This window comes from Ruegeria sp. BE10, from assembly GCF_056538905.1.
This window is the reverse complement of the sequence record NZ_JBQFTX010000007.1, coordinates 92,277-117,679: the sequence shown is the minus strand read 5'-3', so window position 1 is coordinate 117,679 and position 25,403 is coordinate 92,277. Positions and strand designations below refer to the sequence as shown.

Below are 25,403 nucleotides of genomic sequence, written 5' to 3'. Positions count from 1 at the left end.
CGTCAGCTCCGCTTTAGTTTCGGGTCCAGCGCGTCGCGCAGACCGTCGCCCATCAGGTTGATGGCCAGCACGGTGACCAGGATGGCCAGGCCGGGGAATGTCACAACCCACCATGCACGCAGAATGAACTCTCGCGCTTCGGCCAGCATGGTGCCCCATTCCGGCGTGGGCGGCTGTGCGCCCATGCCCAGGAAGCCAAGGGCTGCGGCGTCCAGAATGGCGGTCGAGAAGGACAGCGCCGCCTGCACGATGATCGGGGCCAGGCAATTGGGCAGCACGGTCTTAAACATCAGCCGCGCTTTGCTGGCACCGGCCACGCGGGCCGAGGTGACATAATCCTTCTGACGTTCAGACAAGACCGAGGCACGGGTCAGACGCACGTAGTGCGGCTGAAAAACGATGGCGATGGCGATCATGGCGTTGGTCAGCGAGGGCCCGAGTATGGCGACCAGAACCAATGCCAGCAGTAGCGACGGGAAGGACAGAATGATATCCATCACCCGCATGATCATCGTATCAACCCATTTGGGTGCAAAGCCGGACAACAGACCAATGATCACACCGCCTGTCACGGCCACACAGACCACAACGATGCCGACAAAGAAGGAATAGCGGGATCCCATGATCAGGCGCGACAGCATATCCCGGCCCAGTGGGTCAGTGCCCAGCGGAAAGGCCCAGCTGCCACCCTCTTGCCACGCCGGGGGCTGCAGGATGTGATTGCGGAACTGTTCCGTCGGATCGTATGGCGCCAGCAGCGGAGCGAATGCGGCGCACAAGACAAACGCGGCAAAAACCCAAAGCCCCATGACCGCGCCGCGGTTTTCGCTGAAGTAATACCAGAACTCGCGCAATGCGCTGGGGCGGTCTTCGGTTTTGGGTGGGTTTGCGGATAGTTCAGCCATCACCGCCTCCGGATTTTGGGGTTGATGATGCCGTAGAGGACATCGACCAGCAGGTTCACCAGCATCACAATCACCGCGATCATCAACAGGCCACCCTGCACCACCGGATAGTCACGGCGGAAAATGCTGTCGACCATCCACTTGCCGATACCCGGCCAGCTAAAGATCGTCTCGGTCAGGATCGCCCCGGCAAGCAAGGTACCGACCGACAGGCCGATCACGGTAATCACCGGGATCAACGCATTGCGCAGAGCATGCAGCCCGTTGATCCGTGTCGGCGCCAGACCCTTGGCGCGGGCAGTGCGGATGTAATCCTCGCCCAAAACCTCAAGCATGGCCGAGCGTGTCTGACGTGCAATGACCGCCAGCGGGATGGTGCCCAGCACGATCGTCGGCAGGATCAGGTGCCGGACGGCCGAACCAAACGCCCCCGCCTGGCCTGACAACAGACTGTCGATCAGCATGAAACCGGTGACACTGGGGAAATAATACAGCAGGTCAATCCGACCCGAGACTGGCGTCCAGCCCAGATTGCCCGAGAACACGATGATCAGCAGCAGCGCCCACCAGAAGATCGGCATCGAATACCCGACCAGGGCTGACGACATCAGCGCCCGATCGAAGAACTTGCCCCGGTTCACCGCCGCGATCACGCCGGCAGGCAATCCCAGTGCCACCGCAAAGATCATTGCACAAAGCGACAGCTCCAGCGTGGCAGGGAACAAGGCGAAGAACTCATCCCAGACCGGCTTTTTGGTGACAAAGCTCTCGCCCAGATCGCCATGCAGGACGCCGACAAGGTAATCCCAGTATTGTTGCAGGACCGGTTTGTCGAAGCCCAGCTTCTCGACCATCTCCTGATAGCGTTCCTCGGTCATGCCGCGTTCGCCAGCCATGACGATGATGGGATCACCGGGCAGGACCCGGATGAACATGAAGGAAATCAGCGTCACGCCCAGAAATGTCGGAACGAACATGCCAAGGCGTGTGAGTAAGTAGCCAAACATCAGCGACCTATGATTGTGAGATCTTTGGGAAAGCGGGTCAGCGACCGGCAGCCATCCCGTGTAACAAGCACGTCATCTTCTATGCGAACGCCGAAATTGTCCAGATCATAAAGGCCCGGTTCGTTGGTCCAAACCATTCCGGGCAAGATTTTCTGGTCATTCCCGCGCATGATATACGGTGCCTCGTGGACGTCCCGGCCCAGACCATGTCCGGTCTTGGTGCGGATGCGGTCGGCAAAAGGCGAGGCCTCAAGCACGCTGATGACCGCGTCGTCGATATCGTGCGCGGTCACGCCGGGGCGGCAGGCCTCGAAACCGGCGAGATTGGCGCGCAGGACTGTATCGTAGACCGCCCTGCCCTCGTCCGAGACCTCTTTGACGAAAAAGGTCCGGGTAATATCGGCGGCAAAACCGTGTTTGCGGGCACCGAAATCGAACAACAGCGCGTCGCCGGGTTTGATCCTGTAATCCGCCCGCGCCTTGCCATGCGGTTGAGCCGAGTTATCGCCCGCGGCGACAATCGGCGCAAAAGCCAGCGAGGCGGCGCCTTCGGCAAACAACGCCTGGATCAGGGCCTGTTCGATCTGAACCTCGGTCTGACCGATACGCACATCTTCGATGACGCGCGCCAGCGCTCGCTCCGAGATATCAATTGCCGCCTGTAGCGCCGCGATGTCCTCATCGGTCTTGATGATACGCAGACCGGAAATCTCACGCTCGCCGTCTACAATGCGCAGATCCGGCATCGCGCGGGTCAGCGCCTTTGAAACGAAAACCCGCATCACCTGACCTTCGACCGCCAGTGACGACAGTGGCATATGCGCGGCCAGCGCGGCAAAGGCTTCGTCATAGCCTGCTTGATCGCGCCAATCAAAGACAGCGCTGTCGAACCCGACCAGCGCCCAAGACCCCAGCTCAAGATTTGGCACAATCGCGGCCGGGGCACCTTCGGCTGGGATCACAACCACGAAAGGCCGTTCGTGGCTCATGAAGGGTTTTCCCAAAGCGCGTGTGAAATTCGGGCCAGGCACCAGCGCCACGGCGTCTACTGACATGTCCTTTGCCAGTTGACGGTACTCGGACAAATCCGGCATTCGCGCCGACCTCCAGAAATAGAAAACCGGAGCCGCCAATTGGGCGGCTCCGGTCAGTGAGTGGTGATTTATTCGACGCTCACGCCATAGAAGATGTGGCCACCCAGCGGATGCACCTTGTAGCCCTGCACCTTATTGCTCATCGGCATGTAAACGACCGAGTGTGCGATGGTGGCCCATGGCGCCTGCTCTTTGAAGACGACCTGAGCATCCTCATACAGCTTGGTGCGTTCAGCCTGATCGGTGGTTTGCTTGGCTTTCAGGATCAGATCTTCGAACGGTTCGTGGCACCATTGTGCCCGGTTCGATGCTTCGCGACCGTCACAGCCCAGAAGCACGGCCAGGAAGTTGTCTGGATCGCCGTTGTCACCGGTCCAACCCAGCAGAACAGCGCCATCGCGGTTCAGTTCTTTCGAGCGCGACAGATACTCGCCCCATTCATAGGACACGATCTCAACATCCACACCGACCTTAGCAAAATCCGCCTGGATCAACTCCGCCATGCGGCGTGCGTTCGGGTTGTACGGACGCTGTACCGGCATCGCCCAGATCTTCATCGACAGATCGGAAACACCTTCGGCTTCCAGCATCGCCTTGGCCGCTTCGGGGTCATAGGCATCGTCGGTGATGGCGTCGTTATAGCCCCACATGGTCGGCGGGATCGGGTTCTTGGCCACCTGGCCCGAGCCCTGGAACACAACGTCGATAATGGCGTTCTTGTCGATCGCCATGTTCAACGCCTTACGGACGTTCGGATTGTCGAACGGCTCCATAGTGGTGTTATACGCCAGATAACCGACGTTTAGGCCTTCCTGCTCCATCATGTTGATGTCGCCGTCATCCTTCATCGCCTGAATGTCAGCCGGGTTCGGATAAGGCATGATGTGGCATTCGCCGGCCTTCAGCTTTTGATAACGCACCGAAGCATCTGGAGTGATCGCAAAGATCAGGTTTTCCACGTCTGCCGGGTCTTTCCAGTAGTCGGCATTCTGCGCATAGCGGATCACGGCGTCTTTCTGATAGGCCACGAACGAGAACGGACCAGTGCCGATGGGCGCAGTGTTCAGCTTTTCAGGTGTACCTGCCGCCATCATCGCATCGGCATATTCAGCCGACAGGATCGAGGCGAAATCCATCGCCATGTTGGCCACAAACGGCGCTTCGGGCTTGGTCAGAGTGAATTTGACCGTATAGTCATCGACCTTTTCGATGGACTCGACCAGATCTGGCATGCCCATACCCTGGAAGTATTCCCAGGTGCCGCCGGACACCTGATTGAACGGGTGACCTTCGTCCTTCTGACGCATGAACGAGAAGATCACGTCATCGGCGTTAAAGTCACGGGTCGGGGTGAATTCGTCGTTGGAATGGAACTTGACGCCCTGACGCAGCTTGAACGTGTACTCCAGACCGTCATCGCTGGCTTCGACGCTTTCGGCCAGACCGGGAATGACGTTGGTCGTTCCGGTTTCGAATTCCAGCAGGCGGTTGTAGATCGGGTGCGAAGACGCATCAAAAGTCGTCCCGGCGGTGAACAGGGCCGGATCGAACCCTTCGGGCGATCCTTCAGAGCAATACACCAGAGTGTTTGCCTGTGCCGCGGCAGCCGACAAGGCGATCGCAGCAGTTGCGGCCATCAATTTCAGTTTCATGTGGGTCTCCCAGAAATGAATTTATTCAGACATTCGCGTTGCTCTTTGTGGTCAGAGCATTCCTAGACGACTCGTGTCATCGCGATATCTCTGCCCAATGTATCCAAAATACAAAATCCATTGTCAACTGACTTGCACACGCTAATTTGAGCAACCCGTTAACAAGGCGGATACCCCCACACGTTCGGCCTTTTGGGTCGTTCGGGCAAGAGGATAATCACCATGACCTAACGGCCCATGTCTTGCTACGTGACAGCGTGCCGGCCGCCATCGCAGGTCAAGATACAAGAGATCAGTTGGCGCTCAGTGCGAAAAAGTGGGCGTAACCCCGACAGGTGGCCGTTCATTAATATAGGCACCGATACGGTCCAAAAGCGGTCGGCGGGGACAGCCCGGACGCGTTGCCGCGCCCAAGTTTCGCAGATTGCCGGGGCCTTCGAATGGGACAAAGCACAAAGGCCACTTGTCCCGTTTGAACTGTTCCGCCGCCAATGCCGAGACGATGGTGCAATCATCCGAGTGGCAGATATGGCGGCAGATCGTCTCGAACCGAAGCGCACTTAGATCAAACCGCTTGCTGGCCCGGTTCGAGGGGTCTGATTCAGGCAACCGGTCTTCCAGTTCATAACCAAAACTATGGGGAAGCCGAATAAAGTCATGCACCGGCACATCTTCTGGCGCGATGGTTGGCAACATGCACAGTGGGTGGCCCTCGCGTACGGCCAGAAACAGGGGTTCAGACCAGATCGAAGTGAAATCCAGCGCTTCGCTGTTGTTGACCTTTGCCACCAGGGCGACGTCAAGCGTGTGATCTTCAACCATTTGCAACATGTTCTGTGGCAGATCTTCGACCATGGTGACACGCATGTTGGGAAAAAGCGCGCTGAACAGCTCGGAAAAGTACTGCGTCAGATAGGGGGCCAGTGTCGGGGTCATACCGATATTGAAAGGCACTGCCTCGGGGTTGCGAAACTGAGTCGCGGTATCTCGGATGTTCTGGGCGTCTTTCAGGATGCGCTCGGCAATGGCGATCACGCGATTGCCACAAGCAGTGGGGCGCACTTCGCTATTCAGGCGCAGGAACAGATCCGTTCCCAATTCCTGTTCCAGCTTCTTTACCTGATTAGACAAAGCGGGCTGCGAGACATTGCAGGCCACAGCCGCCTGACTGAACTGGCCGTGTCTGGCAATGGCGAGCACATATTCCAGGTCTCTGAAGTTCATAGTTTTGAGCCCGTGATCCGTTTCCGATCCCGCTGGAGATGCCCTTTACATACGCCAACCGGCGCGCCGCTGCAGAAAATCGGCATCACAATCACTGACAAAACCGTCAATCCGCGCCATTGAATAGAAGGGCACTGCGGAGACATGCCACGTAACCAATTGAAAAGGAACGAGGAACGGTGGCCAGATATCACGCCATCCGTGACTATTTGCATTGGTTATACCGCCAATTCGAAGGATGAATTTTAGCTGCGCCGTGGAGGTGACTACCCCTTTGCTACGTGGAATGCCCAGACCAGCGGGCGGACCGCATTACGCAAACCCATGATGGAGTCCCCCATGCTGTCCCAACTTATGGAAAGCTTACGCGCACGTCTTTTAACCACGTCCACATTGGCACAAGAGACCAGCCGCGATGGCCAAACCCTTTTGAACAACTTTTTCCAAAGCACGGTTGTCGATGACACTCCGGCCTTTGTGCTGGCCAATGATTTCTCGCGCCTGCTGAACTTTGGTGAGATAGTCACCAACAACGCCGTGGCCGCTGTGCAGGCGCAGGGTGAAGATGTCGACATCTTCAACTTTGCCTCGGGCCGGATCGAAGCAAATAACGGTCCCGAAGTTCTGGCCACCGGCGTTCAGGTGACCGGCAGCGCCGCAGTCCGAAACTTCGGAGAGATAGCCGGGGAATTTAACGGAGTGCAGTTTGCCGGGCCTGACAGCTCTGGCAGCCTGGATAATTTCCGCGGCGGCGTGATCAGTTCGGACAGTCGTGCGGTTGATATTCAGGGTCAGGGCATTGATGTGCGCAACTTTGGCGACATCATCGGCACCGGCGATCAGCGCAACGGCACGATTTATACCAACAGCACCGCCGAGGATGTTTCGATCTCGAACTTCTCAGGCGCCACGATTGATGCCGGTGACGGCAATCAGGGCGCCGGTATTTCGCTGCAAGTCGGTGATGAGGTCGGAGACCGCGTGGAGACCGACGTGTTCAACGGCTTTGGCGCGACCATTCAAGGCCGCGGTCAGGCGGCGGCAAATACAGGTCTGGCCGGAGACGGCATCCGCATCGATGATGGTGCCGAAGGTGCCATTCTTGAAACCGAGATCATCAATAGCGGTCTGATTTCGACCGAAAGCAATCAGGGCACCGCCGCCGGTATTCGCATTGCCAATGGCGCAAATGCCGAAGGTGAGATTCTGAACACCTCGACCGGTGTGATCGAAGGGCCTCGCAACGGTCTCTATATCGGTGAAGGCGAACATGATCTGGATGTGCTGAACCTTGGCACCATCCAATCAGGCAGCCGCGCGGTTAATATCGACGGCTCCGGCGTTGATCTGGTCAATGGCGGTGACATTCTGGGCTCTGGCGATCAGCGCAACGGCACGATCTACGCCGACGACACCGCGTCTGATTTCTCGATCAACAATCTGGCAACCGGCTCAATCGATGCAGGCGAAGGCAACCAAGGCGCTGGCGTTTCACTTTCCCTGTCTGCCGAAGGCAATGGTGAGGTCGAAGTGACCAACGCAGGCTCCGTCGCCGGTCGCGGCAATGCAGGCGCTGGTCTGGGCACCGCCGGAGATGGCATCCGTCTGGAAGGCGCCCGGCTGGAAGGCGGCGGCTTTGGCCCTGCTCTGTTCACCGGAACGATCACCAACACAGGTTCGGTCTCGTCCGAAGGTGCAAATGGCACTGTCGGCGCGTTCCGCGCTGTAAACAACGTCAATTTCCAAGGCCAACTGGTCAACGAGGAAACCGGCGTCTTTGCGGGTGGTCAGAACGGTGTCTACTTTGGCACAGGCGATCATTCGGGCGGGTCCTTCGTCAACCGGGGTATTGTCACCTCGGACAGCCGCGCGCTGAATATTGACGGAGAAGGGCTCGAGGTCATCAACGAAGGTGACATTCTGGGCACCGGCAACCAGCGCAACGGTACGGTTTATGCCGATGGTACCGCCGACAACTATACCTTTACCAACACCGGTCTGGTTGACGCGGGCGAAGGCAATAACGGCTCAGCCGTCTCGTTGCAAACCGGCGATGTTTCTGGGGATGTGGTCTCGGCCGCTGTCGTCAACGAAGGCACGCTGCAAGGCCGCGGAGACGCCGCGGAGGGCAACCAGGTGGGCGATGGCTTGCGCCTGTTCACCAGCCAGGATGACGCGTCCTTTGCCGGAGTTGTCGTCAACGAAGGTCTGATCGCGGGATCCGAGGACTCGGACGCTGCGGCGGGCTTGCGCGTTGATGGCGGTCTGAACCTTGTTGGTGCCGTCCTGAACGAGGGCGAAATCCGCGGCACGGTCAACGCAATCGACGCCTCGGACGCAGGCACCGTCACCATCGTTAACGACGACGAAGGCGTGATCAACGGTGACGTTCTGCTGAGCGATGGCGACGATATCTTTGTCGATCTGGGCACTACCAATGGTGACATCGACGGCGGCGCAGGTGATGACGTTCTGATTGCCGGCGATGCCGACAATGTTCTGACCGGTGGTCTGGGCAATGACTTCATCGACGGTGGAGACGGCATCGACACGGCCGACTTCTCGGATCTGGACGTCGCGGTCGAGGTTCGTCTGGACGCCAACGGCAATGGCACCGCCACCCGCGATACCGGGTTCAACATCTCGGTCACCGATGCGGTTATCGCGGCACCGGATCAGTTCGGGTCCAACATTGCCGATGGTGCCGGTTTTGTTGAGCAGGCGGTTCAAGGCAACCTCTACTACAACATCCACACCAACCAGTTCCCGGCGGGTGAAATCCGCGGGCAGCTATCGGTCGACAGCGACGTGACCGAAAACGGTATCCGCACCGTTAGCCTGAGTGGCGGTTTGGACGCGGCGCAAGAGCCAGGGCCGCTGTCAAACAGCGAAGCGACCGGTGAGGCCACCGTTGTCATCACGCAGAACCTGAACACTGGTGAGGTCACCTATTCCAGCGAGCTGAGCGTTGTTGGCATCAGCGAAGCAGAGCTGGGCACCCCAATCCCCGGCGCTGTTTCGGCGATCCATCTGCACAATGCTCCGGCGGGCGTGAACGGCCCGGTGGTGCAGGACACTCTGGTCGACGCAGGTGCAACGCTGGATGTGAATGCGACCGGGGGCACCGGTGTCATCGGTCAGGACGTTGTCGAAAACCAGTTCGAGACCGACGTGCTGCAGTCCATTGAAAACGTCATCGGGTCCGATGATGGCGATGTGATCGTCGGCAGCGATCTGTCCAACGTGCTGAATGGCGGCGCGGGCGGAGACCTGATCTCGGGTGAAGGCGGTGATGACATCCTCATCGGCGGGCTGGGACGAGACACGTTCTCGTTCGGTGAAGACTTCGGCAATGACGTGATCCAGGACTTTGAGATCGGTCGCGATCAGCTGCAGTTCGGCGACCTCGGACCCGATTTCGGCGGCGCGGTGAATGTTGCGCAGGATGGCAATGACACCCTGATCACCTTTGGCAACGAAGGCTCGGTCCGTCTGGCTGGGATCAACAGCGCAGACCTAACCGAAGACGACTTCGTCGCCTAAGCGATCCACAACGGGGCGGTCTTGTGGCCGCCCCGCTTGCCAAACCGGAAAGGGCTATCCGATGTTCCAGAATTCCAATCCCGTCAAAACCGCCTGGGGATCGCTGCGCAAAGGCTTTGTTGCGGTTGCGATCTTCAGCCTGTTCCTGAACCTCTTGATGCTGGCCGGGCCGCTATACATGCTGCAGGTCTATGACCGGGTTTTGACCAGCCAGAACATAGACACATTGATCGCCTTGTCCGTGCTGCTGGCGGGGGTATTCATCGTCATTGCGTGCCTCGACCTGATGCGGATGCGCATTCTGGGCCGCCTGGCCGCCCGGTTCGAACTCAGCGTCGGCGCGCCCGTCCTGAGTGCCGCCATGCGCCGCCGGGTTCAAGGAGAAGCTGAGGCAGGCGAAAACCTGGTCGAGGATGTGAACGGGTTCCGCGAATTCATTTCCGGCACCACCCTGACCGCCTTTTTCGATGCTCCGTGGATACCCATCTATCTGATGGTTCTTTATGTGCTGCACCCGTTTCTGGGTCTGTTGGGTCTGGCCGGAGCGCTGACCTTGACATTGATGGCGCTGATCAACAACGCCCGATCCCGAGGCCCGATGCAGCAGGCCGCGCAGGCACGAGGGCGGTCGGATGCGCTGTTCAAGATCAGCGACAGGAATGCCGAACTGGTCCATGCGCTGGGTATGAAATCCGATCTGGTACGCCGCTGGACCGCGCTGCAAACTGACGCGCATCAACACAAAACCCGCGCCGCTGATCGAGTGGCCAGCTTTTCCGTATTGTCCAAGACCATACGTATGGGCCTGCAATCAGCGGTTCTGGGGATGGGTGCGGCACTGGCCGTGATCGGCGAGTCCACCGCAGGCGTCATGATTGCCGCCACGATTGTTCTGGCCCGCGCGCTTGCTCCGATTGATCAGTTGATCGGGCAGTGGCGCACTTTTCTGGCTGCACGCGGATCCTATAGCAAAATCAAACAATTGACCGAAGATTTTGCCGAGGCGCCTCCAAACCTGAACTTGCCGCGTGCGTTCAAATCGATGGACGTCCGCATCGCTCAGGCAGGCCCTCCACTTGCGCTCAATGCCACCATCCGGGCGATTGATTTCAGCCTCACGGCCGGGGACGTTCTGGCAGTGATTGGCCAGAGCGGTTCGGGCAAGACCACGCTGGGCAAGATGCTTGCGGGCATCTGGCATCCGCAACGGGGCGAGGTTCTGCTGGACGGCAGCCCGATGTCGAAATGGAATCCCGAAGACTTGGGCAAACAGATCGGATACCTGCCACAGGATGTCGAGCTGTTCGATGGCACAATCCGCGAAAACATTGCCCGGTTCTCCACCGCGATCGACGATGCCGAGGTCCTGCGTGCCGCGCGCGAAGCAGGGGTTCACGAACTGGTCAGCGGTTTGCCCGACGGGTACGAAACCAGGCTTGGCCGCGGTTTTTTCCTGTCCGGCGGTCAGCGTCAGAGGCTGGCTCTGGCACGTGCGCTATACGGTGATCCGTTTGTTCTGGTTTTGGATGAACCCAACTCGGATCTGGACGCCGAGGGCGAACAGGCCCTGCGCGATGCTTTGCTGGCTGTGCAGGAACGCGGCGGGATTGCCATTGTCATGACGCATCGCCCAGCCACGCTGCAGGCGGCGAACAAGGTGATGGTGTTGCGCAATGGCAATCAAACCCAGTTCGGCGACAAGCAGGACGTTCTGAAAGTCAAACGCCGCAACGTTCTGGACAAACCAACACAACCGGCACCCAGCCGGGTGGATGAAACTCAGATCACAGGAGCGGCCCAATGACTGACCTGGTCAAATACTCAGCCCCTCGAACTGCCGTGGGATTTCACGACGCACAGCTGAAAGAGATTTCGGACAGTTCCCCTGGCATCGCCCGCTATGTCCTGTTCGGCCTGTTCACCCTGGCGGTATTCGTCGGTGGTAGCGCCTATTGGGCCTTTGCCTCGAAACTCGATGGTGCCGTGGTTGCACCCGCATCCTTTGTGGTAGAGGGCCAACGCAAAACGGTCGAACATCTGGACGGCGGCATAATTCAGTCGATCCTGGTCACAGACGGCCAATTTGTGCAGGCAGGGCAGCCTCTGGTTCAGCTCGACAGCACCGAGATTAACGTGGATCTTAGCGTTCAGGGTAGCCAGTTGGGTGAGCTGTCGGTTCGCCGCGCGCGCCTGCTGGCGCAAATGAGCGGGCAGAGCCAATTTGAAGAAACCACCGCCCTGGCGGGATTCCGCGAAGGAATGGACCGCCTGCATTGGGTGTCGCCTTACCTGACCCAGAAACAACTATTTGACGCCGAAGCCCGTGCCCGCCGGACCGAAGCGCAGATCAACGCGCAACGTATCGCGGGCCTACGCAACCAGGTCACGGGTCTGGATGAACAGCGCCGCGCGGCCCGGAACCAGATCAAGATCACGCGGGTTGAGTTGTCCAACTTAGAGACGCTGTTGAATAAGGGGCTGGTCGCCGTCACGCGGGTCAGCGCACGGCAGATCGAGTTGGAACGGCTGGCTGGCGTTGACGCATCATTGCGCACCCAGATCGCCCAGGCCGAAGATCAAGTGCAAGAGTTGGAGCTGTCCCTGCTCAGCCAGCAAAAACTACGCGATGAGGTCCTCGCCGGGGAGCTGGCTGTTGTTGAGGCCCAGCTTGATCTGGTTCGACCGCAATTCGCGGGCACGCTGGCACGCCTGAAGCGAACACAGGTTCTGGCCCCGACCAGCGGACGCGTTGTGAATTTGGAAGTGTCAACCAATGGCGGGGTGATCCGCCCGGGTGCGCCGATCATGGATATCGTCCCAGCCGATCAAGCCCTGATCGTCGAGGCACGAGTCAAGACCGGCGACATTGATAAGCTGCGGATCGGTCAATCCACGCGCATCCGCCTGTCGGCCTTTGCGCAAGCGGACGTGCCCGAAGCTGTGGGGCATATCTTCGACATCTCAGCCGATGCGCTTGAGGATGAACGCACCGGCGAAGCCTATTACAAGGCGCGGGTAAAGCTGAATGCCGAACAACCGCGAGACGTGGCCGCATTGGAACTGGTGCCCGGCATGCCCGCAGATTTGTTCGTCAAGACCGGCGAACGCGCCGTCATAAGCTACCTGTCGCAACCCATCAGCGATCGGTTGGCCAAGACCTTTATCGAGTGATTACGGCTGCCTGCGCCCGCGATTTGGGCGCAGGCATTTCTGAGATCGTTGTCCCGATCCAACCAGTATCAATGCGTGCTTAAGTGTCAGACGCCGTAACGCGCCATGAACATGTCCACTGCGTGCAACGCGATCTCATCAATCTCGGATTGTTTGAAATTGGTCTGGATGCCCAACGCGGCTTTGGTCCAGAAGCGAACCTTGCACAGTTCTGAGAACTGTTCGGCTGCAATCTGAACATCTTCGATTACCAATTCGCCTTTTTGAACGGCCTTTTCCAAATATTCGACCATATGACGCTGGCCATTCTGAGGTCCGGATTCGTAAAACGCTTGGCCCAATTCAGGGAACCGATCCCGCTCGGCCACGCAGATACGAAATACCTGCTGCGCGAAATCGGACACTAGAAATGCGGTTAGCTGCGTCGCCGTGATCGTCAACACTTCGCGCGCAGGTTTGGAGTCGTCGATCATCGAAATGACTCTTTCAGCCATACGCTTGCATTCGGTCTGGGCGACTTCCATGAACAGCAGACGCTTGTCAGGGAAATAGCTGTAGAGCGTCGCCTTGGACACGCCCGCCGCCCGCGCGATGTCATCGACGCTGGCACCTTCGAACCCATCCGCCATGAAAACTTCTCGGGCTCCGCGCAAAACCTGATCGAATTTGCGGCCCGTGCGAAGGATGGCGGCTGTCTGAGTCATGAGCTCTCCTAGGGTTAGTGTTCCCCTCAAACTATAAACCGATCAGTACAGATACAACGATTCGCGTTGTCCCGTTGCGTAACGGAATGTGAATTCTGAATGTTTTGCCCCGCAAACCCGCGGCTTCCGGTCGTTGTCGTTCAAGGCTTGCTGCGCGGTCAAACGATGCTAACACTTTGGGCATGGTCGAAATATTTCTGCGCACGCTTCCGTTTTTTGCAATCATCGGCCTGGGATACTGGGCCGGGCGCAGCCGCTTTTTCACCGAAGACGCGACAGCCTATCTGACAAAGTTCGTGTTCTATTTCGCACTGTCGGCGATGCTGTTTCGCTTTGCCGCCACCCTGCCCTTTGCCGACATTTTCAACGGTCGGCTGATGGCGGGCTATCTGCTGGGAACTCTCGCCGTGTATGGTCTGGCAACTGGAGTGGCCTGGGTTCGCAGGCTTGATATTCCTACCGCGGCGGTCGAGGCCCAATGTGCCGCCATCGGAAATGTCGGCTTTCTGGGACTACCGATGCTGGCGCTGTTGTTGTCCGAGGCCGCCATTGGGCCGGTCATGCTGGTTCTGACCGTTGATCTGGTGGTGTTTTCGTCCTTGATCGTGATTTTGATCAACGCGGGGCGCGACGGACGGCTGACCCCGGCAACGTTGCGCCTGATTGGGTTGGGATTGTTGAAGAACCCAATGATCGTTTCGATTTCCGCAGGGCTTCTGTGGTCGGCTTTGGAAATGCCGGTTCCGGCGGCACTCAATGATTTTCTGACCATTCTGGGCGGGGCGGCCACACCGGGGGCTTTGTTTGCAATTGGGGCCTCTTTGGCGTCCAAGTCCGCCGAACGCATTCAGGTTGCGGCATGGCTGAGTTTTTGCAAGTTGGTCATTCACCCGGCTTGTGTGGCCGTGGTGCTGCTGTGGTTGATGCCCGTCGATGCCTTTTCCGCCACGGTCGCAATTGCGGCAGCGGCGCTACCGGTGGCCGGAAATGTTTACATGCTGGCAGCCCACTACCGTGTGGCCCCGCACCGGGCCTCAGCAGCGATCCTGCTGTCGACTGCGGTCAGTATCCTGACCGTGCCGGTGGTCATCGCCTGGGTTGGGACGCTCTGAGCCAAAGCATTCAAAAAAACGCGCGCCGAAGTCGTGCGGCCTTTACGCGGCGTCCTTGGATCGTTAGCCATAACGCGATCTAAATTTAAGGACTCTGCCAGATGGAAACCCTTTCGGAAAACGCCTGTTTCGGTGGCGTGCAGGGCGTCTACCGCCATGCGTCGCCAGCCTGCCAATGCGACATGACCTTTGGTCTGTTTCTACCTGCCGAAGCAAAGGACGGCCCGGTTCCCGTCCTGTGGTATTTGTCTGGCCTGACCTGCACACACGAAAACGCCATGACCAAGGCCGGTGCGCAGGCCTGGGCAGCCGAACAAGGCATTGCCGTCGTGTTCCCCGACACCTCTCCACGGGGTGAAAGCGTGGCCGATCACGATGACTATGATCTGGGCCAGGGCGCCGGGTTCTATGTGAATGCAACACAAACCCCATGGGCACCGCATTTTAACATGTGGAACTACGTGGCCGAGGAACTGCCGAACCTGCTGGCAGAAAACTTCGCCATCGACATGGATCGTCAAGCGATCACTGGTCATTCAATGGGTGGCCACGGGGCGCTGACCCTGGCGATGAACTTGCCAGGTCGGTTTCGGTCGGTTTCGGCCTTCGCGCCGATTTCGAACCCGACCGGCGCGGATTGGGGGCGCAAACAGCTGAGCGCCTATCTGGGTAATGACGAAGCCACTTGGGCCAAGCACGATGCCTCGCTGATGATGAAAGAGGTTGGCTTTGACGGTCCAATCCTGATCGACACAGGTGCCAGTGATCAGTTCATCGACCTTCTACGCCCCGAGGCGCTGGCGACAGCCATCGCGGAACGACGCCAGCAGGCAACCTATCGTTTACAGCCGGGCTATGATCACTCGTATTTCTTTGTATCGACCTTCATGGAAGACCACATCACCTTCCACGCCGAAGCGATGTACGGGGACTGACGGATGAGCAAATTTGACTATGACCTGATCATCATCGGGTCAGGGCCATCAGGGCGTTCCGCGGCAATCCAGGCGGGCAAACTGAAACGTCGTGTGCTGGTGATTGACCGCAAAGACCGATTTGGCGGCGTGTCGGTTCATACCGGCACAATCCCCTCGAAAACCTTGCGCGAAACGGTGCTAAACCTGTCCGGCTGGCGCGAGCGCAGTTTTTATGGCCGATCTTACCGGGTCAAGGATCAAATCCGCGCCGAAGACCTCAAGGCACGTCTGCACATGACGCTGGATCACGAGGTTGACGTGCTGGAACATCAGTTCAACCGCAACCACGTGGAAACCCTGAACGGTCTGGCCAAGTTCGTCGGCCCGCATGAGATAGAGGTCGCCACTGATGCCGGTGAAACCACACGCCTGACGGCAGCCAAGTTCCTGATCGCTACAGGGACCAAAACCTACCGCCCGGATTACGTGCCCTTTAACGGCAAAACCGTGGTCGACGGCGATGACTTTCTGGAAATGGCCGAGATTCCGCGCTCGCTTGTCGTGATCGGCGCGGGGGTAATCGGCGTTGAATATGCCACGATGTTCTCGGCACTGGATGTGCGCGTGACCCTGATCGAGCCGCGCGAAACCTTCCTTGATTTCATCGACAAGCGGTTGATCCACGATTTCACCCATCAAATTCGCGAAAACGGCGTCGATCTGCGGCTGGGCTCTGCCGTGGAAAAGATCGAGGACACAGGGGATCATGTCGAAGTCACACTGGATAATGGCCGCCATGTCCGTGCTGAAATGCTGCTGTTTGCGGCCGGGCGCATGGGTGCGACCTCAGCGCTGAATTTGAACTCAGTTGGTTTGGAGACGGACCATCGCAACCGCATCAAGGTGGACCGCAAAACCTATCAGACCACTGTGCCGCATATCTATGCCACCGGCGATGTGATCGGGCACCCGTCGTTGGCCTCAACCTCGTTGCAACAGGGCCGTGTGGCGGCCTGTCATGCGTTGGACACCCCCACCCTGCCAGAAAGCCCTTGGTATCCCTATGGCATCTATTCGGTGCCCGAGATTTCCACCTGCGGTATGTCCGAGGAAGAATTGGAGGAACGCGGCATCCCATATGAGGTTGGTGTGGCGCGGTTCCGCGAAACCTCACGCGGGCATATCATGGGGTTGGAGCATGGCATGCTGAAAATGCTGTTCTCGCTGAAAACCCGCCGGGTGCTGGGCGTGCAGATCGTTGGCGAAGGGGCGACTGAGTTAATCCATATCGCGCAGGCGGTGCTGAACCTGAAAGGCACGGTGGACTACTTCGTGCAGAACACGTTCAACTACCCGACCTTGGCCGAAGCCTACAAGATCGCCGGTCTGGACGCGTTCAACCGGATGCCGATCCCCGAAGAGTTCAAGGTGCGCAAGAAACCCGCAGAACCCGCCAAGAAACAGGCAAAGAAGGCGTGACCACCCTGTATGTCGATGGCGATGCCTGTCCTGTGAAGGCCGAAGCCGAGCGGGTGGCGACACGCCACAAGGTGCCGATGGCGTTGGTCTCGAATGGTGGGTTGCGGTCATCGGCCAATCCATTGGTGCAGGTCGTCATCGTTGCGGAAGGTGCGGACGAGGCGGACAAGTGGATCGCCGAGCGTTGTGGATCAGGGGATGTGGTGGTGACGTCGGACATCCCTCTGGCTGCAAAATGCGTCGAGGCCGGCGCGCGGGTGTTGCGCCCCAATGGTGAGGCATTCACGGCTGCCAATATAGGTCAGCAACTGGCGATGCGCGATCTGATGGCCGATCTGCGCGCCGCCAACCCGCTGGGTGCCGGTGGTGGCGGTAAACCTTTTGGGAAAGCCGACCGATCCCGGTTTCTGGACGCGCTGGAACGCGAGATCAGGGCCGCGCTTCGCCGGTAGCCTATCCATCTGTCGAGCGGGAAAGGCCAAAACGTCACATCCCTGATTTGGCGGCAGCTTTCACTTGCGCATTACGACCACAACCCGGACACTCAAGCCCAAACTGGAGCGCGCATTTGAAACGGGAGACGGCATAATGAAGGTGAACGGCGATCATTACCGGTCGATTTGGTGGGACAAAGCGGCCAGAGAGGTTCGGATCATCGATCAGCGGTGGTTGCCGCATGAGTTTCGGGTTGTCACGATCAAATCGTTGGACGAATTTGCCGCGGCGATCCGCGAGATGTGGGTTCGTGGCGCGCCGCTGATTGGCGCGACCGCCGCTTTCGGGATTGCCGAGCAGATGTCGCGCGACGCTTCTGATGCCTCATTTGACGCCGCTTACGAGATTCTGTATGCCACGCGGCCCACGGCGATCAACCTTCGTTGGGCGCTGGACCGGTGCCGGGACGCGTTGATGCCTTTGGCCCTCAGCGACCGTGCGGGCTACGCCTGGGCGCTGGCGCAGGAGATTGCGGATGAGGATGTCGAAATCAACGCGTCAATCGGAAGGCACGGGCTGGACCTGATCAAGGAGATTGCCGCTCGCAAGCCTAAAGGCGAGCCGGTGCGTCTTTTGACCCATTGCAACGCCGGATGGCTGGCCACAGTAGATTGGGGCACCGCCACCAGCCCCATGTACCACGCACATGAGGCCGGCATTCCAGTTCAGGTCTGGGTCGATGAAACCCGGCCCCGCAATCAGGGCGCGCTGACCTCGTGGGAGCTGGGCGAGCACGGTATTCCCCATCGCTATATCGTCGACAATGCAGGCGGGCATTTGATGCAGCACGGGCTGGTCGATGCGGTAATCACCGGAACCGATCGCACAACAGCACAAGGGGACGTCTGTAACAAGATCGGGACCTATCTCAAGGCACTGGCGGCCAATGACAACGGTGTACCATTCTATGTCGCCCTGCCCTCGCCCACCGTCGACTGGACCGTGCTGGACGGCGTGGCGGAGATTCCGATTGAAGAGCGCGATCAGCGCGAAGTGACTCACATCATGGGCGTGGACGATCTCGGGGCCGTTGAAGATGTCCGGATCACACCAAACGGAACCGAGGGCGGCAACCCGGCATTTGATGTCACCCCCAACCGGCTTGTGACGGGTCTGATCACCGAACGCGGCATCTGCGATGCATCCGCCGAGGGGCTTGCGGAGCTGTTTCCCGAGCGCGCCGGTTAACAAATTGTTTTCAGGCATTCCGGAAGGTGCGGCCACCGCTTGTAGAGGCGTTGAAGAAATGGGCTGGGAAAAGCGATGATTGAAAACTGGTACAAGGCGGATGAGGCCGAGAAATGGCGTCAGAACGCGGGTGCGGACCCTGCGGATCAGGAGCTGGGCGAGCGTATCTACACGTCGCGTCTGATCGGTCAAAACCCCGACCTGCTGATGCATGGGGGCGGAAACACCTCGGTCAAATTGGAACGCCCCGATCTGTTTGGTCACATGCAGCGTGTCCTTCACGTAAAGGGCTCGGGCTGGGATCTGGACACGATTGAGCCACCGGGGCTTCCCGGCGTTTGGCTTGATCCACTGATGAAGCTGCGCGCACTGGATCGTTTGTCTGATTTCGACATGGTGAACGTGCAGCGCGCCAACTTGCTGGATTCAGGTTCACCCAATCCGTCGGTCGAAACGCTGCTGCACGCGTTTCTGCCGCATAAATACGTCGATCATACGCATGCTACACCGTTTCTGGTTCTGGCAAACCTGCCCAACGCTGCCGAGGTTTGCCGCGAGATTTTTGGTGATCGTTTGGGCATAGTCCCTTACATCATGCCGGGCTTCGGGCTGGCAAAAAAAGCCGCTGAGGTATTTGAGGAAAACCCTGAGGTCGAGGGGTTGCTGCTGCTGCAGCACGGGCATTTCACTTTCGGAGAGAATGCGCGGGAAAGCTATGACCGGATCGTAGCGCATACCAACGAGGTCGCCGCCTATTTTAGTATGAAAGAGTTAACGCCCCTGGGTGTGCGCGATCCTGCGGATAATCTGGATGTGCTGCCCGCCCTGCGCGGAGCCATTGCCGATGTCTCAGCCGGGCGCGACGATCCAATGCCGGTGTTTGACCTGCGCAACGGATCTGACGTGATGGCGTTTTTTAACCGGACGGATATTGAGGCCTTGGCGGCGCGCGGTATGGCTTCGCCCGACCATGTCTTGCGCACCAAGGGGGTTCCGCTGGTGCTGCGCACGCATGATCTGTCGGGTGGGCCTGCGCGACTGAAGGAAAAGGTCAAGGCATTCGCCGAATCCTACCGCGCCTATTTTGAACGTCAGGCGGCGCAGACTGATGAGCCCAAGAAAATCCTATCGACCGACCCGAAACATGCCTGGGTCGAAGGGATCGGCGTGGTCGGAATGGGTGTGAATGCCAAGGCGGCCTCCATCGCCGCTGATCTGGCCGAACAAAACCTGCGGGTCCGTGCTGTTGGAGAGGATGCAGGTGGATACTACCCGCTGGACGAGAAAGACCAGTTCGACTGCGAATACTGGTCACTAGAACAGGCCAAACTCGGTAAGGGTAAGCGCCCTGCCTTTCAGGGCAAGGTGGTCGTGGTCACGGGAGGAGCAGGGGCAATCGGACTGGCAACGGCGAAGGCGTTCGCCCGTGAAGGGTCAAATGTTCTGCTAGTGGACCGGGACGAAACCGCTCTGGCCGAGGCAGGCAAATCGCTGGGACGGTGGCATGCCACCCATGCCTGCGACATCACGCAGGAGGGTGCGGCCAATGCTGCGGTTCAGGCTGCCGTTCAGCGGTTCGGAGGCCTCGATATCCTTGTCAGCAATGCAGGGTCTGCCACCGGCGGCGCGCTATTGGAGCTGAGCGATCAAGCGTTCCGCGCCGCGTTTGAGTTAAACTTCTTTGCGCACAAATCTTTTGCCCTCAGCGCGGCCCGCGTGATGCAGGCGCAGGGTCGCGGCGGGCAAATTCTGTTCAACATCTCAAAACAAGCGATCAATCCAGGCCGGAACATGGGCGCCTACGGCACGCCCAAGGCGGCCACTCTGTTCCTGCTGCGGCAACTGACACTGGAACTCGCTGAGTTCGGGGTGCGGGTAAATGGCGTCAATGCCGACCGCATCCGGTCCGGGTTGCTGACGGATGATTTCATCAATGAACGCGCCAAGGCGCGCGGGGTTACGACCGATACCTATATGGAAGGCAACCTGCTGCGGCGCGAGGTCGAAGCCGTCCATGTCGCCTGCGCCTTTGCGGCACTGGCCAAAATGGAACGGACCACGGGTCATGTCGTAACCGTCGATGGCGGAAACACCGAAGCGGAACTACGCTGACAAATCCGCAGTGGCCCGGATCAGGCCGCCACTGCAACCGGTCGATTTTCACGGATGGGCAGGTGAACTATAGCGCTGAAGGCGCCAACGGCTACGCCAATCCACCAGACCATCGTGTAATCGCCATAGACGTCATACATGTGCCCGCCCAGCCAGACGCCCAGGAAACCGCCAATCTGGTGGCTGAGGAAGATGAAACCGTAAAGAGTACCCATATAGCGCAGCCCGTACAGATGCGCGACAAGACCCGAGGTCAGAGGCACAGTCGCCAGCCAGAGCGAGCCCATGACAATCGAAAATACGATGACCGACATTGGTGTAATCGGCATGAGGATAAAGACCGCAGCCGCCAATGTGCGGGCGGTATAGATCGAAGCCAGCAGGTATTTCTTGGGGAAGTGATTACCGGCCCAACCGGCCAGTAAGGTGCCACCAATATTCGCCAGCCCCACCAGCGAGATTGCCACAGCCCCCAGGGCCGAGGTGGTGGTGATGCCCAGCGAATGCAGCACACCACCGGGTTGGATCGGGCCGCACATCTCGGTCACGAAGGCTGGGAAATGGGCGGTGATGAACGCCAGTTGATAGCCGCAGCTGAAGAACCCCAGAAAGATCATCGCATAAGAGGGGTCACGGAACGCACGGCTCAGAATCTGGCTCATGCTCTCTTCCAGTTCGGCCTTGCTGACCGGTTGTGATGCGCGCATGAAAGGCAGCGTCAGCCCAAGGGCTAGAATCGCAGCTGCAAAGACAAGAAACACCTGTTGCCAGGGCAGGAAGCTGAGCAACCATTCTGCCGTCGGTGCGCCAATCACCTGTCCGAAACTGCCCGCCGCCGTGACAATGGCCAAAGACATCGAGCGGTTCTTGTCGGACGACGCACGCCCGACCACCGCCAGTACGACACCAAAACCCGTGCCCGCGATGCCAAATCCAACCAGCCACGCATACATTTGATGACCAAACGGCGTTACAGACCAAGCCGACAGAACCATACCAGCCGCATAGGTCAACGCGCCAAGAATGATGGCTTTTCGGTCGCCAATCTTTTCAGCCATTGCAGCAAAGATCGGCTGTCCAATCCCCCAGGCCAGGTTCTGGATCGCGATGGCCAGCGAGAAATCGGTGCGTAGCCACCCAAACTCAGTGGCAATTGGAATCTGGAACACTCCGAACGACGCCCGCACGGCAAAGCTGACCGTGATGATAATACATCCTACGATCAGGATCGGATTCAGCAGGCGCGTAGAATGCGACATAGGGACCTCGGGGGTATCGGTTCGACGGACGGTAGTGGATTTGAGCAGTCGGTCAAATCAGCAGATTTGCGGTCACGGATAAGGAAATTTGATGGGTCGTGGGAAATGGCCGCTTTTCAAGGCTCAACGCGGGCGCTATGGCTCGAATCCATGACGGATCTGATTTCGATTTACAACGCCCGCATTGCCGAGGGCAGCCTGACCCGGGACGATGCGCAAGAGGCCGTCCTACCCCATTTCGAACGCATCCGCGCGGCGCTGTCCGCCCCGGTTAAACGCGGGTTGTTCCGCAAGGCTCCGCCCCCGCCCGAGGGGTTGTATCTTTGGGGTGGCGTGGGGCGCGGGAAATCCATGTTGATGGATATGTTTGTCGATGCGCTGGAGGATATTCCTGCGCGTCGAGTGCATTTTCATGCGTTCATGCAGGAAATTCATGCCGGCATGCACAAAGCCCGTCAGGATGGGGTCGAGGATGCCTTGGCTCCGGTGGCGAAAGAGGTCGTGAATTCGGTCAGGCTGCTTGCTTTTGACGAGATGCAGATTATCGATATCACCGATGCCATGATCGTCGGGCGTCTGTTCGACCTGCTTTATGAAGGCGGCGTTGTGGTTGTGACCACGTCAAACCGGCACCCTGACGATTTGTACAAGGACGGGCTGAATAGGCAGTTGTTCCTGCCTTTCATCGCCCGCATCAAGGAACAGCTTCAGGTGTGGGAGCTGGTATCTCCCACAGATTACCGCCAAAACCGGCTGGAGGGCGCACCGGTATACTTCACCCCAATCGGACCCGAGGCACGGCAGAACATTCGTGACGTCTGGACCGATTTGTCGGGCGGTGCGGCGGAACCGCTAGTCTTGCAGGTCAAAGGCCGGTCGGTCGAGCTGCCGGCCTTTCGGAACGGAGTTGCCCGGGCCACGTTCTACGATCTGTGTGGTCGCATGTTAGGCCCGGCGGATTACCTAGCAATTGCAGATGAGTTGAAGGTTCTGGTGCTAGAGGACATCCCGCGCTTGTCGCGCAACAACTTCAACGAAGCCAAACGGTTCGTCACATTGATTGACGCCTTGTACGAGGCCAAGGTTCGGTTGATCTGTTCCGCCGCGGCTGAGCCCGAGATGTTGTATGTCGAAGGCGAAGGGACGTTCGAGTTTGAACGCACTGCCTCGCGACTGCGGGAAATGCAGGATCAGGACTGGGGGAAATAGGGGGCTCAGCCCCCGCCGCGCTTTGCGTGGCTCCCTCGAGGTATTATTGGCCCGATGAAGCCCCTGCGGGCAGAGAATTTAGCCGTTTTCGCGCAAGATGTTTCCCGCCAGATACAGCGAGCCGCAGATCAGAACGCGGGCTTGTGGGTTTTCCCCGACAATTGCTTTCAGAGCGTCGGCAACACTGTCGGCGGTTGTGGCGGTTAGGGTGACTTTAGCCGCGGCAGCGGCCGTGTCTTCGGCACTCAGCGTTGCGGCCTCGCCGGGGATCGATACTGCGGTCAGGCTTTGGACCTGTTTCGCGAGCGGTGCGAGGTAACCCGTCACGTCTTTGGTGTTGAGCATTCCGCAGATCATATGCGTCGGGCGCTCTGGCAGTTTGGTCAAAACATCCGCCAGTGCTACTCCGGCGGCGGTATTGTGACCACCATCCAGCCACAGCTCAGCTTGTGGCGCAGCCTCGACCAAGGGACCGGTTTTCAGGCGCTGCATACGGGCGGGCCATTCGGCACGGGTCACTGCGGCCTCGTAGGCGTCGTCGCCCAGATCAAGGTACCGTAGAACGGCCAGCGCAGCACCTGCGTTCTGCATCTGATGCGCACCCAGCAGGTTGGGCAATGGCAGGTCACGCAACCCGGTTTCGTCCTGATAGATCAGGCGCCCGTTTTCCTCATGCACATGCCAGTGCTGACCGTGGACCAGCAGCGGCGCTCCCAGGCGTGCGGCGGTGTATTCGATGACCTCTAGCGCCTCGTCCTGTTGCGGGCCGACGATACAGGGCACACTAGGTTTTATGATGCCCGCCTTTTCGGCTGCGATCTTGCCCAGCGTATCTCCCAGAAACTGTTCGTGGTCGATCGAAACTGGCGTGATCACCGTTACGGCCGGTTCGTGTATGACATTCGTGGCATCCAGACGGCCACCCAAGCCGACCTCAAGCAGCGTGTAATCTGCCTGCGTCCGTGCAAAAGTCAGCAGGGCCGCGCAGGTCGTGATCTCAAAATAAGTGATGTTTTCGCCATCATTGGCGGCGTAGCATTCATCCAGAACGGCGGTCAAAGCGGGTTCCGAAATCAGCTCTCCGGCCAATCGGATGCGTTCGTGAAACCGCGCGAGGTGGGGCGAGGTATAGGCGTGGACTGACAGCCCCGCGCCCTCCAACCCGGCACGGATCATCGCCTGGGTCGAGCCCTTGCCATTGGTTCCGGCGATATGGATCACCGGTGGCAGCTTGACCTGCGGATTGTCCAAAGCTGCCAGCAAACGCCAGACACGATCCAAGGTCAGGTCAATGATCTTGGGATGCAGCGCCATCATCCGGTCGAGGATGACGTCAGATGTCGGGCTGGTCATTCTTCGACCGTTTCCTCGGCTGGGGTTTCGGCCTTGGCCTCTTCGGGCTGGGGCGCGGGAAGATCGCCTTTGACTGCTGGCGGCTGGTTCATCAGCATCCGGGTAATGGTGATCAGTTCCTCTCGCATCTCGGTCCGCTTGGTCACACGGTCCAACATGCCATGATCCAGCAGGTATTCCGCGCGCTGGAACCCTTCGGGCAGTTTTTCACGGATGGTCTGTTCAATCACGCGCGGCCCTGCAAAACAGATCAGCGCATTGGGTTCCGAAATATGTACATCGCCCAGCATCGCGTAAGATGCGGTCACGCCACCGGTAGTGGGATGCGTCAGCACGACAATATAGGGCAGGTTCGCCTCTTTCAGCATCTCAACGGCCACGGTTGTACGCGGCATCTGCATCAGGCTGAGGATACCTTCTTGCATCCGTGCGCCACCTGCGGCTGAGAACAGAATCAAGGGGCGCTTCAATTTTACCGCCTCTTGTGCGGCGGCGATGATGGCGTTGCCGACATACATGCCCATCGATCCACCCATGAACGAGAAGTCCTGTGCGGCAGCCACAATCGGGGTGCGCCCGATTTCGCCCCGAGCAACCAGCATTGCCTCAGATTCGCCGGTCTTTTTCTGAGCTGCTTTCATGCGATCCGGGTATTTCTTCTGGTCCCGGAATTGCAGCGGGTCAGCTGTTGGTGCGGGAACTTCGACCTCGGTGAAAATACCACCGTCAAACAGGTGTGCGAAACGGTCCCGCGGGGTGATCGCCATGTGGTGATCACATTGGGTGCATACATTCTGGTTTTCCGCCAGCTCGCGGTGGAACAGCATCGTGCCGCATTCATCGCACTTGTGCCAAAGGTTTTCGGGCACTTCCCGGCGCGAGAAGATCGAATTGATCCGGGGACGGACGTAGTTTGTGATCCAGTTCATGTCGGAACCTTGTTTTGCGGCATTGACGTCAAATAAGACGCAACGGAAAG

General features: G+C 58.7%; 19 protein-coding genes. 10 read left to right on the top strand and 9 right to left on the bottom strand.

All coding sequences use genetic code 11. The features are described 5' to 3' along the window. Window positions 1–2 precede the first annotated feature (2 nt). From ACR0M2_RS15770 to ACR0M2_RS15750, 5 genes are all read right to left on the bottom strand, one after another. Window positions 3–905 (bottom strand): ABC transporter permease subunit, encoded by a 903-nt coding sequence (locus tag ACR0M2_RS15770; RefSeq protein WP_480705924.1) that lies wholly within the window; start codon window positions 903–905, stop codon window positions 3–5. Beyond that, complete coding sequence (locus tag ACR0M2_RS15765) at window positions 905–1,912, bottom strand: ABC transporter permease subunit (RefSeq protein WP_170376837.1); 1,008 nt, start codon at window positions 1,910–1,912, stop codon at window positions 905–907. The genes ACR0M2_RS15770 and ACR0M2_RS15765 overlap by 1 nt, the downstream gene beginning before the upstream one ends. Further along, the gene (locus ACR0M2_RS15760; protein WP_480705922.1) at window positions 1,912–3,006 is read right to left on the bottom strand and encodes a M24 family metallopeptidase; all 1,095 of its coding nucleotides are present in this window, start codon (window positions 3,004–3,006) and stop codon (window positions 1,912–1,914) included. Before ACR0M2_RS15760 ends, ACR0M2_RS15765 begins: the two co-directional genes overlap by 1 nt. 68 nt (window positions 3,007–3,074) lie before the next feature. Further along, window positions 3,075–4,658: an ABC transporter substrate-binding protein gene (locus tag ACR0M2_RS15755; protein WP_170350058.1), complete on the bottom strand. Its 1,584-nt coding sequence runs from the start codon at window positions 4,656–4,658 to the stop codon at window positions 3,075–3,077. A 303-nt stretch (window positions 4,659–4,961) separates the two neighbouring features. Further along, the gene (locus ACR0M2_RS15750; RefSeq protein WP_425081990.1) at window positions 4,962–5,882 is read right to left on the bottom strand and encodes a LysR family transcriptional regulator; all 921 of its coding nucleotides are present in this window, start codon (window positions 5,880–5,882) and stop codon (window positions 4,962–4,964) included. A 339-nt stretch (window positions 5,883–6,221) separates the two neighbouring features. Between ACR0M2_RS15750 and ACR0M2_RS15745 the strand changes: the two genes are divergently transcribed. The 3 genes from ACR0M2_RS15745 (at window position 6,222) to ACR0M2_RS15735 (ending at window position 12,596) form a co-directional block, all read left to right on the top strand. Continuing rightward, window positions 6,222–9,425: a beta strand repeat-containing protein gene (locus ACR0M2_RS15745; RefSeq protein WP_480705920.1), complete on the top strand. Its 3,204-nt coding sequence runs from the start codon at window positions 6,222–6,224 to the stop codon at window positions 9,423–9,425. Between the two features lie 61 nt (window positions 9,426–9,486). Next, window positions 9,487–11,229 carry a type I secretion system permease/ATPase gene (locus ACR0M2_RS15740; protein WP_480705919.1) on the top strand — a complete coding sequence of 581 codons (1,743 nt, stop codon included), beginning with the start codon at window positions 9,487–9,489 and terminating at the stop codon, window positions 11,227–11,229. Then, the gene (locus tag ACR0M2_RS15735; RefSeq protein ID WP_480705917.1) at window positions 11,226–12,596 is read left to right on the top strand and encodes an HlyD family type I secretion periplasmic adaptor subunit; all 1,371 of its coding nucleotides are present in this window, start codon (window positions 11,226–11,228) and stop codon (window positions 12,594–12,596) included. Before ACR0M2_RS15740 ends, ACR0M2_RS15735 begins: the two co-directional genes overlap by 4 nt. Before the next feature lie 86 nt (window positions 12,597–12,682). Here the strand turns inward: ACR0M2_RS15735 and ACR0M2_RS15730 are convergent, their stop codons facing one another. Continuing rightward, complete coding sequence (locus ACR0M2_RS15730; RefSeq protein WP_170350053.1) at window positions 12,683–13,300, bottom strand: TetR/AcrR family transcriptional regulator; 618 nt, start codon at window positions 13,298–13,300, stop codon at window positions 12,683–12,685. A gap of 182 nt (window positions 13,301–13,482) precedes the next feature. On the opposite strand from ACR0M2_RS15730, the gene ACR0M2_RS15725 reads away from it, so the two are divergent. From ACR0M2_RS15725 to ACR0M2_RS15700, 6 genes are all read left to right on the top strand, one after another. Further along, complete coding sequence (locus ACR0M2_RS15725) at window positions 13,483–14,412, top strand: AEC family transporter (RefSeq protein WP_170376847.1); 930 nt, start codon at window positions 13,483–13,485, stop codon at window positions 14,410–14,412. A gap of 101 nt (window positions 14,413–14,513) precedes the next feature. After that, the gene (gene fghA / locus ACR0M2_RS15720) at window positions 14,514–15,347 is read left to right on the top strand and encodes an S-formylglutathione hydrolase (RefSeq protein ID WP_480705915.1); all 834 of its coding nucleotides are present in this window, start codon (window positions 14,514–14,516) and stop codon (window positions 15,345–15,347) included. 3 nt (window positions 15,348–15,350) lie between these two features. Then, on the top strand, window positions 15,351–16,808 hold the full coding sequence (gene sthA / locus ACR0M2_RS15715; RefSeq protein ID WP_480705913.1) for a Si-specific NAD(P)(+) transhydrogenase: 1,458 nt from the start codon (window positions 15,351–15,353) through the stop codon (window positions 16,806–16,808). Next, window positions 16,805–17,260 (top strand): YaiI/YqxD family protein, encoded by a 456-nt coding sequence (locus ACR0M2_RS15710; RefSeq protein WP_480705912.1) that lies wholly within the window; start codon window positions 16,805–16,807, stop codon window positions 17,258–17,260. Before sthA ends, ACR0M2_RS15710 begins: the two co-directional genes overlap by 4 nt. 136 nt (window positions 17,261–17,396) lie before the next feature. Further along, entirely contained in the window at window positions 17,397–18,491 is a 1,095-nt protein-coding gene (gene mtnA, locus ACR0M2_RS15705) for an S-methyl-5-thioribose-1-phosphate isomerase (RefSeq protein WP_170361669.1), read from the top strand. 75 nt (window positions 18,492–18,566) lie between these two features. Continuing rightward, window positions 18,567–20,603, top strand: a complete 2,037-nt coding sequence (locus ACR0M2_RS15700; protein WP_480705910.1) for a bifunctional aldolase/short-chain dehydrogenase — start codon at window positions 18,567–18,569, stop codon at window positions 20,601–20,603. A gap of 20 nt (window positions 20,604–20,623) precedes the next feature. On the opposite strand, the gene ACR0M2_RS15695 is transcribed toward ACR0M2_RS15700, so the two are convergent. Continuing rightward, the gene (locus tag ACR0M2_RS15695) at window positions 20,624–21,862 is read right to left on the bottom strand and encodes an MFS transporter (protein ID WP_480705908.1); all 1,239 of its coding nucleotides are present in this window, start codon (window positions 21,860–21,862) and stop codon (window positions 20,624–20,626) included. A gap of 150 nt (window positions 21,863–22,012) precedes the next feature. On the opposite strand from ACR0M2_RS15695, the gene zapE reads away from it, so the two are divergent. Then, window positions 22,013–23,071: a cell division protein ZapE gene (gene zapE / locus ACR0M2_RS15690; RefSeq protein ID WP_170350046.1), complete on the top strand. Its 1,059-nt coding sequence runs from the start codon at window positions 22,013–22,015 to the stop codon at window positions 23,069–23,071. A 78-nt stretch (window positions 23,072–23,149) separates the two neighbouring features. On the opposite strand, the gene ACR0M2_RS15685 is transcribed toward zapE, so the two are convergent. Both ACR0M2_RS15685 and accD read right to left on the bottom strand, forming a co-directional pair. Then, window positions 23,150–24,424: a bifunctional folylpolyglutamate synthase/dihydrofolate synthase gene (locus ACR0M2_RS15685; RefSeq protein WP_480705906.1), complete on the bottom strand. Its 1,275-nt coding sequence runs from the start codon at window positions 24,422–24,424 to the stop codon at window positions 23,150–23,152. After that, window positions 24,421–25,353 (bottom strand): acetyl-CoA carboxylase, carboxyltransferase subunit beta, encoded by a 933-nt coding sequence (accD, locus tag ACR0M2_RS15680; protein WP_170361659.1) that lies wholly within the window; start codon window positions 25,351–25,353, stop codon window positions 24,421–24,423. The genes ACR0M2_RS15685 and accD overlap by 4 nt, the downstream gene beginning before the upstream one ends. Between the last annotated feature and the right edge of the window lie 50 nt (window positions 25,354–25,403).

Bases quoted from the DNA above. Each gene is read 5' to 3' on its own strand.
- ACR0M2_RS15770 (WP_480705924.1), bottom strand. From the start codon at position 905: ATGGCTGAACTATCCGCAAACCCACCCAAAACCGAAGACCGCCCCAGC.
- ACR0M2_RS15765 (WP_170376837.1), bottom strand. From the start codon at position 1,912: ATGTTTGGCTACTTACTCACACGCCTTGGCATGTTCGTTCCGACATTT.
- ACR0M2_RS15760 (WP_480705922.1), bottom strand. From the start codon at position 3,006: ATGCCGGATTTGTCCGAGTACCGTCAACTGGCAAAGGACATGTCAGTA.
- ACR0M2_RS15755 (WP_170350058.1), bottom strand. From the start codon at position 4,658: ATGAAACTGAAATTGATGGCCGCAACTGCTGCGATCGCCTTGTCGGCT.
- ACR0M2_RS15750 (WP_425081990.1), bottom strand. From the start codon at position 5,882: ATGAACTTCAGAGACCTGGAATATGTGCTCGCCATTGCCAGACACGGC.
- ACR0M2_RS15745 (WP_480705920.1), top strand. From the start codon at position 6,222: ATGCTGTCCCAACTTATGGAAAGCTTACGCGCACGTCTTTTAACCACG.
- ACR0M2_RS15740 (WP_480705919.1), top strand. From the start codon at position 9,487: ATGTTCCAGAATTCCAATCCCGTCAAAACCGCCTGGGGATCGCTGCGC.
- ACR0M2_RS15735 (WP_480705917.1), top strand. From the start codon at position 11,226: ATGACTGACCTGGTCAAATACTCAGCCCCTCGAACTGCCGTGGGATTT.
- ACR0M2_RS15730 (WP_170350053.1), bottom strand. From the start codon at position 13,300: ATGACTCAGACAGCCGCCATCCTTCGCACGGGCCGCAAATTCGATCAG.
- ACR0M2_RS15725 (WP_170376847.1), top strand. From the start codon at position 13,483: ATGGTCGAAATATTTCTGCGCACGCTTCCGTTTTTTGCAATCATCGGC.
- fghA (WP_480705915.1), top strand. From the start codon at position 14,514: ATGGAAACCCTTTCGGAAAACGCCTGTTTCGGTGGCGTGCAGGGCGTC.
- sthA (WP_480705913.1), top strand. From the start codon at position 15,351: ATGAGCAAATTTGACTATGACCTGATCATCATCGGGTCAGGGCCATCA.
- mtnA (WP_170361669.1), top strand. From the start codon at position 17,397: ATGAAGGTGAACGGCGATCATTACCGGTCGATTTGGTGGGACAAAGCG.
- ACR0M2_RS15700 (WP_480705910.1), top strand. From the start codon at position 18,567: ATGATTGAAAACTGGTACAAGGCGGATGAGGCCGAGAAATGGCGTCAG.
- ACR0M2_RS15695 (WP_480705908.1), bottom strand. From the start codon at position 21,862: ATGTCGCATTCTACGCGCCTGCTGAATCCGATCCTGATCGTAGGATGT.
- zapE (WP_170350046.1), top strand. From the start codon at position 22,013: ATGACGGATCTGATTTCGATTTACAACGCCCGCATTGCCGAGGGCAGC.
- ACR0M2_RS15685 (WP_480705906.1), bottom strand. From the start codon at position 24,424: ATGACCAGCCCGACATCTGACGTCATCCTCGACCGGATGATGGCGCTG.
- accD (WP_170361659.1), bottom strand. From the start codon at position 25,353: ATGAACTGGATCACAAACTACGTCCGTCCCCGGATCAATTCGATCTTC.